Origin of the sequence: Nocardia sp. NPDC050378, from assembly GCF_040655675.1 — a bacterium.
GTDB lineage: Bacteria > Actinomycetota > Actinomycetes > Mycobacteriales > Mycobacteriaceae > Nocardia > Nocardia coubleae.
Map to the genome: position 1 here is coordinate 109,160 of NZ_JBFAKI010000017.1, position 7,404 is coordinate 116,563.

Annotated in this window: 7 protein-coding genes; 5 read left to right on the forward strand and 2 right to left on the reverse strand. The window is 68.5% G+C overall.

The annotated features are described in order from the left end of the window. Window positions 1-61 precede the first annotated feature (61 nt). Window positions 62-1,597 (reverse strand): acyl-CoA synthetase, encoded by a 1,536-nt coding sequence (locus AB0I35_RS27315; RefSeq protein ID WP_357399199.1) that lies wholly within the window; start codon window positions 1,595-1,597, stop codon window positions 62-64. Between the two features lie 22 nt (window positions 1,598-1,619). Next, window positions 1,620-2,657 carry an LLM class F420-dependent oxidoreductase gene (locus AB0I35_RS27320; protein ID WP_357399201.1) on the reverse strand — a complete coding sequence of 346 codons (1,038 nt, stop codon included), beginning with the start codon at window positions 2,655-2,657 and terminating at the stop codon, window positions 1,620-1,622. Window positions 2,658-2,718: 61 nt separating this feature from the next. Between AB0I35_RS27320 and AB0I35_RS27325 the strand changes: the two genes are divergently transcribed. The 5 genes from AB0I35_RS27325 (at window position 2,719) to AB0I35_RS27345 (ending at window position 7,241) form a co-directional block, all read left to right on the forward strand. Beyond that, entirely contained in the window at window positions 2,719-3,687 is a 969-nt protein-coding gene (locus tag AB0I35_RS27325) for an OB-fold domain-containing protein (protein ID WP_357399203.1), read from the forward strand. Window positions 3,688-3,785: 98 nt separating this feature from the next. Further along, window positions 3,786-4,790 (forward strand): thiolase domain-containing protein, encoded by a 1,005-nt coding sequence (locus AB0I35_RS27330; protein ID WP_357399213.1) that lies wholly within the window; start codon window positions 3,786-3,788, stop codon window positions 4,788-4,790. After that, window positions 4,787-5,956 carry a thiolase domain-containing protein gene (locus tag AB0I35_RS27335; RefSeq protein ID WP_357399204.1) on the forward strand — a complete coding sequence of 390 codons (1,170 nt, stop codon included), beginning with the start codon at window positions 4,787-4,789 and terminating at the stop codon, window positions 5,954-5,956. The genes AB0I35_RS27330 and AB0I35_RS27335 overlap by 4 nt, the downstream gene beginning before the upstream one ends. Further along, on the forward strand, window positions 5,953-6,837 hold the full coding sequence (locus AB0I35_RS27340; protein ID WP_357399205.1) for a TIGR03619 family F420-dependent LLM class oxidoreductase: 885 nt from the start codon (window positions 5,953-5,955) through the stop codon (window positions 6,835-6,837). The genes AB0I35_RS27335 and AB0I35_RS27340 overlap by 4 nt, the downstream gene beginning before the upstream one ends. Then, window positions 6,834-7,241, forward strand: coding sequence for a nuclear transport factor 2 family protein (locus tag AB0I35_RS27345; protein ID WP_357399206.1), 408 nt, complete (start codon window positions 6,834-6,836; stop codon window positions 7,239-7,241). Before AB0I35_RS27340 ends, AB0I35_RS27345 begins: the two co-directional genes overlap by 4 nt. The last annotated feature ends 163 nt before the right edge of the window (window positions 7,242-7,404 follow it).

The window sequence follows — 7,404 nt, forward strand, 5'->3', positions numbered from 1 at the left end:
AGTGCCCGTAGGGAGGGAAGAGCCAGGGTTTAGGGCCGAAACCCGCGGCGCCAGCCGCTAATCAGCACAGCCGGCGCTTGTACAGCTTGCCGTTGGGGTCGCGTGGCAGCTCCGCACGGTATTCCACCGTGCGGGGCAGCTTGTACTTGGCGAGCTGACCGGCCGCGAAGGCGAGCAGGTCGGTGGTGAGTTCGTCGTCGCCCGCGACTCCGTCGACCGGCTGCACGAACGCCTTCACCTGCTGACCCCAATCCGGGTCGGGCACACCGAGAACCGCGACGTCGGCGACCTTCGGGTGGCTCATCAGCACGCCTTCGATCTCGGCCGGGTAGATGTTCACGCCGCCGGAGAGAATGAGGTCCGAGCGCCGGTCGCAGAGGAACAGATAACCGTCCTCGTCGAGGTAACCGATGTCGCCGACGGTGAACAGATCACCGACGCGCGACTCCTCGGTCTTCTCCTTGGCGTGGTGGTATTCGAAGCTCGAGGCGCCCATTTTCATGTAGACCAGGCCCTCTTTGCCCGGCGGCAGTTCGGTGCCGTCGGCCTCGTCGAGGACCTTGATGATCGACCACGGCCAGGCCTTGCCGACCGATCCCGGCTTGGCCAGCCATTCGGTCCCGGAGATCACCGTGCCGCCGCCCTCGGTGGCGGCGTAGTACTCGGTGACGACCGGACCCCACCAGTCCAGCATCTGCCGCTTGGTCTGCGGCGGGCACGGCGCGGCGCCGTGCACCATGCTGCGCAGTGACGACACGTCGTAGCGGGCGCGTACCTCGTCGGGCAGGGCGAGCAGGCGGTGGAACTGGGTGGGCACCATGTGCGAGTGGGTCACCCGATGCCGTTCGATGAGGGCGAGCATGTCCTGCGCGTCCCAGCGGTCCATCAGAACGAGCTTGTGCCCCAACTGGATCGAGATGGTCGAGAAGTTCAGTACGGCGGTGTGATAGAGCGGCGAACCGCAGATGTGCACGTGGTCGTCGTAGGGCGCCAGCCCGAAGAGACTGAAGAACGCCTTGTTCGGCGCGGGGACCTCGTCGGGATCGGCGCCGGTCAGCGGGCGGCGAACGCCCTTCGGGCGTCCGGTGGTTCCGGAGGTGTAGAGCATCGGTGCGCCGACCGAACGCTCGCCCGGCCGGCCGGTATCGGCCGCGCCGAGCCACGACACCGGACGGAAGCCCTCGATGGTGCCCACGGCGAACCGCGCGTCGGCGGGGAGTCCGGCCTCGTCGGCGGCCGCGGCGGCGGTGGCGGCGAACCGTTCGCTCGCCAGGAAGGCCGAGGCTTCACTGTCCTGGAGGATGTAGGCGATCTCGGGCGCGGTCAGATGCCAGTTGACCGCGACGATGTAGAAACCGCACTGGTAGGCGGCGAAGTACGCGGCGATCGCCTCGACGCCGTTGTGCAGCATGCTGACAACGACGTCTCCGGTTCGCAATCCGATCCCGCGTAGCCCGTTGGCGTACCGGTTGGCGAGGGTGGCCAATTCTCGATAGGTGATCTCCCGGCCGTCCGGGTCGACGACGGCGACCCGCTCGGGTTCGGCCGCGGCGATATTCCACAGTCCGAGGATTTCCGTTGTCTGCTGACTGCTCACCCCTAAGAATTTAGAACGTGTTCTACCGCGTAACAAGGGGTTGGAGCCGACGAAGTTGTTCGGGATCGGAAACCGAGATCAGCATCATGGTCACGCCGGCGTCCTCCCATTCCCGCAATCGGGTGCGGACGTGCGCCTCGTCGCCGAAGATCGCGGTGTCGGTGATGAGCTCGTCGGGCACCGCGGCGGCGGCCTCGGCCTTGCGCCCGGCCCGGAACAGCGCCGAGATCTCGTCGACCTCCTTGTCGTAGCCCATCCGCTTGTAGACCTGGGCATGGAAGTTCAGCTCGGGTGCGCCCATCCCGCCGATGTAGAGCGAGGTGACCCAGCGCATCCGCTCGATCTCGGCGGCCGGGTCGTCGGTGACCACCACCTGCGCGCTGGCCGCGATCTCGAAATCCGCACGTGAACGACGGGCGCCCGGCCGCGCGAAGCCCTCGTCGAGCCACTCGTTGTACATGCCGGCCAGACGCGGGGCGTAGTAGATCGCAAGCCAGCCGTCGGCGATCTCGGCGGTCTGTGCGACGTTCTTCGGACCTTCGGCACCGAGCCAGATCGGCAGGTCGGCGCGCAGCGGATGGACGATCGGCTTGAGCGGTTTGCCCAGGCCGGTGGCGCCGGGACCGGTGTAGGGCAGGCCGTAGACCTGACTGTCGGAGGTCACCGGCGCCTCGCGGGCCAGCACCTTGCGCACGATGTCGACGTACTCGCGGGTGCGCCGCAGCGGCTGCGCGAACGGCTGCCCGTACCAGCCCTCCACCACCTGCGGGCCGGACACGCCGAGCCCGAGAATGGCCCGGCCACCACTGAGATGATCCAGGGTGAGCGCATGCATGGCGGCTGCCGCCGGGGTGCGCGCCGACAGCTGGGCGACCGAGGTACCCAGCCGCACACGCTGCGTGGAGGAGCCCCACCAGGCCAGGGGGGTGAAGGCATCCGACCCCCAGGACTCGGCCGCGAACACCGCGTCGAACCCGGCCTCCTCGGCCGCGACGACCATCTCGCCCGCGTTTGTGGGCGGCTGCGCACCCCAGTATCCGAGTTGCAGTCCGAATTTCATGGCCGACGCCCTTTCCGGCGAATCCTTGCGTGCAGAATAAGAACCTGTTCTACTCGATATCGTGACCCAGGGGAATACCGCAGTGGAAGTATTGAGTGCACCCCTTCGGGTGCAGTTCGACTACACCAGATCCGTCGGACCGATCATCGGAGCCTTCCTGACCGGACTGCGTGAACGCCGCATACTCGGCGTGCGCGGCAGTGACGGCCGGGTGCTCGTGCCTGCCCAGGAATACGATCCCATCACCTCGGCCCCGCTGGCCGAATTGGTGCAGGTGGAGACGACCGGCACGGTGCGCTCGTGGACGTGGGTGGCCGAGCCGCTACCCGGTCAGCCGTTCGACCGCCCGTTCGCCTGGGTGCTCGTGCAGCTCGACGGTGCCGACACCAGCATGCTCCACGCCCTCGACGTGACCGAGCCCGCGCAGGTGAGCACCGGTATGCGGGTGCGCGTGCGCTGGGCCGAGGAACGCGCGGGCACCATCGCCGACATCACCTGCTTCGAGCCGGGCGAGGGCGCGACCGCGCCACCCGCCGAGGACTCCGCCGAGCCGGTGACCGTGCTGGTGACGCCCGTCGACATGAGCTACAAACACACCGCCTCGCCCCAGGAGAGCGTGTACCTGCGCGGTCTCGCCGAGGGCAAGCTGATCGGCGGCCGCTCCGAAGCCGGTGGGGCCGTGTACTTCCCGCCGCGCGGGGCCAACCCGACCGATGGCACCCCCACCGACGACCTGGTCGAACTGCCCGACAAGGGCACGGTGACCACCTTCTGCATCGTGAACGTGCCGTTCCTCGGCCAGCGGATCAAGCCGCCCTACGTCGCCGCCTATGTGCTGCTCGACGGCGCCGACATCCCGTTCCTGCACCTGGTTCTCGGGTGCGAGGCGTCCGAGGTGCGCATGGGTATGCGGGTCGAGGCCGTGTGGAAGCCCCGCGAGGAATGGGGCCACGCCCTGGCCAATATCGACCACTTCCGCCCGACGGGTGAGCCAGATGCCCCGTACGAGTCCTACCAGCACCACCTCTGAGAGGCGACGTGACTATCACTGAATCCAATGGGGGGTCTCGCGAGGGCCTCCGTGGTGACGCAAGCTACCGCCTCCGGCCCGCGGTCTCGACCCCCGAGATCGCGGTGGTGGGGTTCGCCCACGCACCGCACGTGCCGGAGACCTTCGGCACCACCAACGGCGTCGAGATGCTCGTGCCGTGCTTCCAGCAGCTCTACGCCGACCTCGGCATCACCAAGTCCGACATCGACTTCTGGTGCTCGGGTTCCTCGGATTATCTTGCCGGGCGGGCTTTCTCGTTCATCTCGGCGGTCGACGCCATCGGTGCGGTGCCGCCGATCAACGAGTCGCACGTGGAGATGGACGCCGCGTGGGCGCTCTACGAGGCGTGGGTGAAACTGCTCTCCGGACAGGCACAGACCGCGCTCGTGTACGGCTTCGGCAAGTCGTCGGCCGGCACGCTGCGTCAGGTGCTGACCAGGCAACTCGACCCGTACCTGGTCGGCCCGCTGTGGCCCGATGCCGTCTCGGTCGCGGGCCTGCAGGCGCGCGCCGGCCTCGACGCGGGGCGCTGGACCGAACAGGACATGGCCGCCGTCGCCGGTGGTGACATCGAAGCGCTGCTCGCCGCACCGTATGTCGCCGACCCGCTGCGGGCGCACGACATCGCGCCGATCACCGACGGCGCGGCCGCGATCGTGCTCGCCGTCGGCGACCGGGCACGCGAGCTGTGCGAGCGCCCGGCCTGGATCACGGGTATGGCGCACAATATCGACGCTCAGGGCTTCGGTGTCCGCGACCTGACCCGCTCGCCGTCCACCACCCGCGCGGCCGCCGCCGTGACGCGGGGCAACACCGACTTCGACGTGGCCGAACTACACGCACCGTTCAGCCATCAGCAGCTGATCCTGGCCGAGGCGATCGGCCTGTCCCCCGACACCACGATCAATCCGTCCGGCGGTGCGCTCGCGGCCAACCCGATGTTCGCGGCGGGTCTCGAGCGGATCGGCAACGCCGCAACGGCCATCATGTCCGGCACCGCGAACCGGACCCTCGCCCATGCGACCAGCGGCCCAGCGCTGCAGCAGAATCTGGTCGCCGTCCTGGAATCCGAGGCATCATGAGCTTCCCCGCAGCGGTGCTCGGCACCGGTCAAACACATCACGTGACAAAACGTGCGGACGTGTCCATGGCGGGCATGTGCCGTGAGGCGATCGATCGCGCGCTCGACGACGCGGGCCTGACCATCGACGAGATCGATGCGGTCGTGGTCGGCAAGGCGCCCGACTTCTTCGAGGGCGTCATGATGCCCGAGCTGTACCTGGCCGAAGCCCTCGGCGCGATCGGCAAACCGCTGCTGCGCGTGCATACGGCGGGGTCGGTCGGCGGGTCGACCGGCATCGTCGCCACCAACCTGGTACAGGCCGGTGTGCACGGCAAGGTGCTCGCGATCGCGTGGGAGAAGCAGTCGGAGTCGAATGCCATGTGGGCGTTGTCGATTCCGGTGCCGTTCACCATGCCGGTCGGCGCGGGCGCGGGCGGATACTTCGCCCCGCACGTACGCTCCTACATCCGCCGCTCCAACGCGCCCATGCACATCGGCGCCCAGGTGGCGGTGAAGGACCGGCGCAACGGTGCCAAGAATCCCCTCGCGCACCTGCACCAGCCCGACATCACCCTCGAATCGGTGCTGGCCTCCCAGATGCTCTGGGACCCCATTCGTTTCGACGAAACCTGCCCGTCCTCGGACGGCGCCTGCGCGGTGGTGCTCGGCAACACCGAGGCCGCTGCCGCCGTCGAGGCCCAGGGCAAGACGGTCGCCTGGGTGCACGGCACCTCGATGCGCACCGAACCGACCACCTTCTCCGGGCGCGATCAGGTGAATCCGCGGGCCGGTCGCGACGCGGCCGCCGCCCTGTGGGCCGCCGCGGGCATCACCGATCCGCTCGAGGAGATCGATGTCGCCGAGATCTACGTGCCGTTCTCCTGGTTCGAGCCGATGTGGCTGGAGAACCTCGGCTTCGCCGCCGAGGGCGACGGCTGGAAGCTCACCGACAAGGGCGAGACCGAGATCGGCGGCCGGTTGCCGGTGAACCCGTCGGGCGGGGTGCTCTCGTCCAACCCGATCGGCGCGTCGGGCCTCATCCGTTTCGCCGAGGCCGCCAAGCAGGTGATGGGCCGGGCGGGCGACTACCAGGTGGCGGGCGCGCGCAAGGCCCTCGGCCACGCCTACGGTGGCGGGTCGCAATACTTCGCGATGTGGGTCGTGGGAAGCGAGCGCCCCGAATGAAATTCACCCTCGGTGTCGCGCTGAGCCCGCTCGACCAGCTCACCGAGCTGGCCAAGACGGCCGAGGAGTGCGGCTTCACCTCCATCGGCCTGCCCGACTCGCTGTTCTACATGAAGTCCCAGAGCGCCGACTATCCGTACACCCCGGACGGGAGCCGGTTCTGGGGCCCGGAGACACCGTGGGTGGATCCGCTCATCGCCGCCGCGTCCATGTCGGCCGTGACGACGACCCTGCGGTTCTACACCAACGTGCTCAAGCTCGGGTCCCGCAATCCGCTGCTGCTGGCCCGCCAGGTGGGCTCGATCGCCAACATGTCGGGCAACCGATTCGGCTTCGGTGTCGGAATCGGCTGGGCTCCCGAGGAATTCGAGTGGTGCGGCGTGCCATACGCCAGGCGTGGCGCCCGGGTGGACGAGATGATCGAGGTCATCAAACTCGTCCTCGACGGCGGCATGGTCGAGTACCACGGTGAGTTCTTCGACTTCGACCCGTTGCAGATGAGCCCCGCTCCCACCGAGCGGGTGCCGTTCTACATCGGCGGCCACACCGGTCCGGCCCTGCGCCGCGCGGCCCGCGTGGGCGACGGCTGGACCTCGGCGATGATGAAGTTCGACGAGCTCACCGGGACCATCGCGACCCTGCGCACGCTGCGTGCGGAGTACGGCAGGGACACCGAGCCCTTCGAGATCCAGGCGGTCTGCATCGATCGCCACGGCCGCAGCGGCTATCAGGACCTGGCCGACGCGGGCGTCACCGACATCATCGTGGTGCCGTGGCTCCTCGACGGCATCGGCTTCGACGGCGAACTCGCCGCCAAACAGGACTCGCTGCGCCGCTTCGCCGAGAAGTACATCGCCGATCCCATCGTGGCGGCGTCGTGAGCGAGCATCCGGCGCGCGACGCCGGACTGGCCTCCCAGGCCGCGGTCCGCGCCAAGGACCGCGCGGCCTGGATCGCCCTGTTCGCCGAGGACGGCATCGTCGAAGATCCCGTCGGCCCATCGGGTTTCGACCCCGAGGGCGTGGGTCATCGCGGCCACGAGGCGATCGGCGCGTTCTGGGACAAGGCCATCGCCAACACCGATTCGATCGAGTTCCTGTTCGAGGACTCCTTCGCCTGCGGCAACGAGATCGCCTTCACCGGCCTGATCCGCACCACCATGGCCGGCTATCTCATCGACGCCGAGGGCGTGTTCACCTACAAGGTCGACGCCGACGGCAAGATCGCGGCGCTGCGTGCCTTCTGGGAGGTCGACAGGGCGATGGCGACCAGCCGCAAGGCCTGAGATACAAAATCGGTTGAGCCCCGGCACCATCAGGTACCGGGGCTCAACCTTTCCCGCATTACCAGCCCCGCACATCCCGACCTCGAGGAGGGATCGCCGCGCAGCGGCGGTCGGCGGCCGTCCCGACGATCAGGTGCCGTTGCGTAGGCGACGAAGGAGCAAG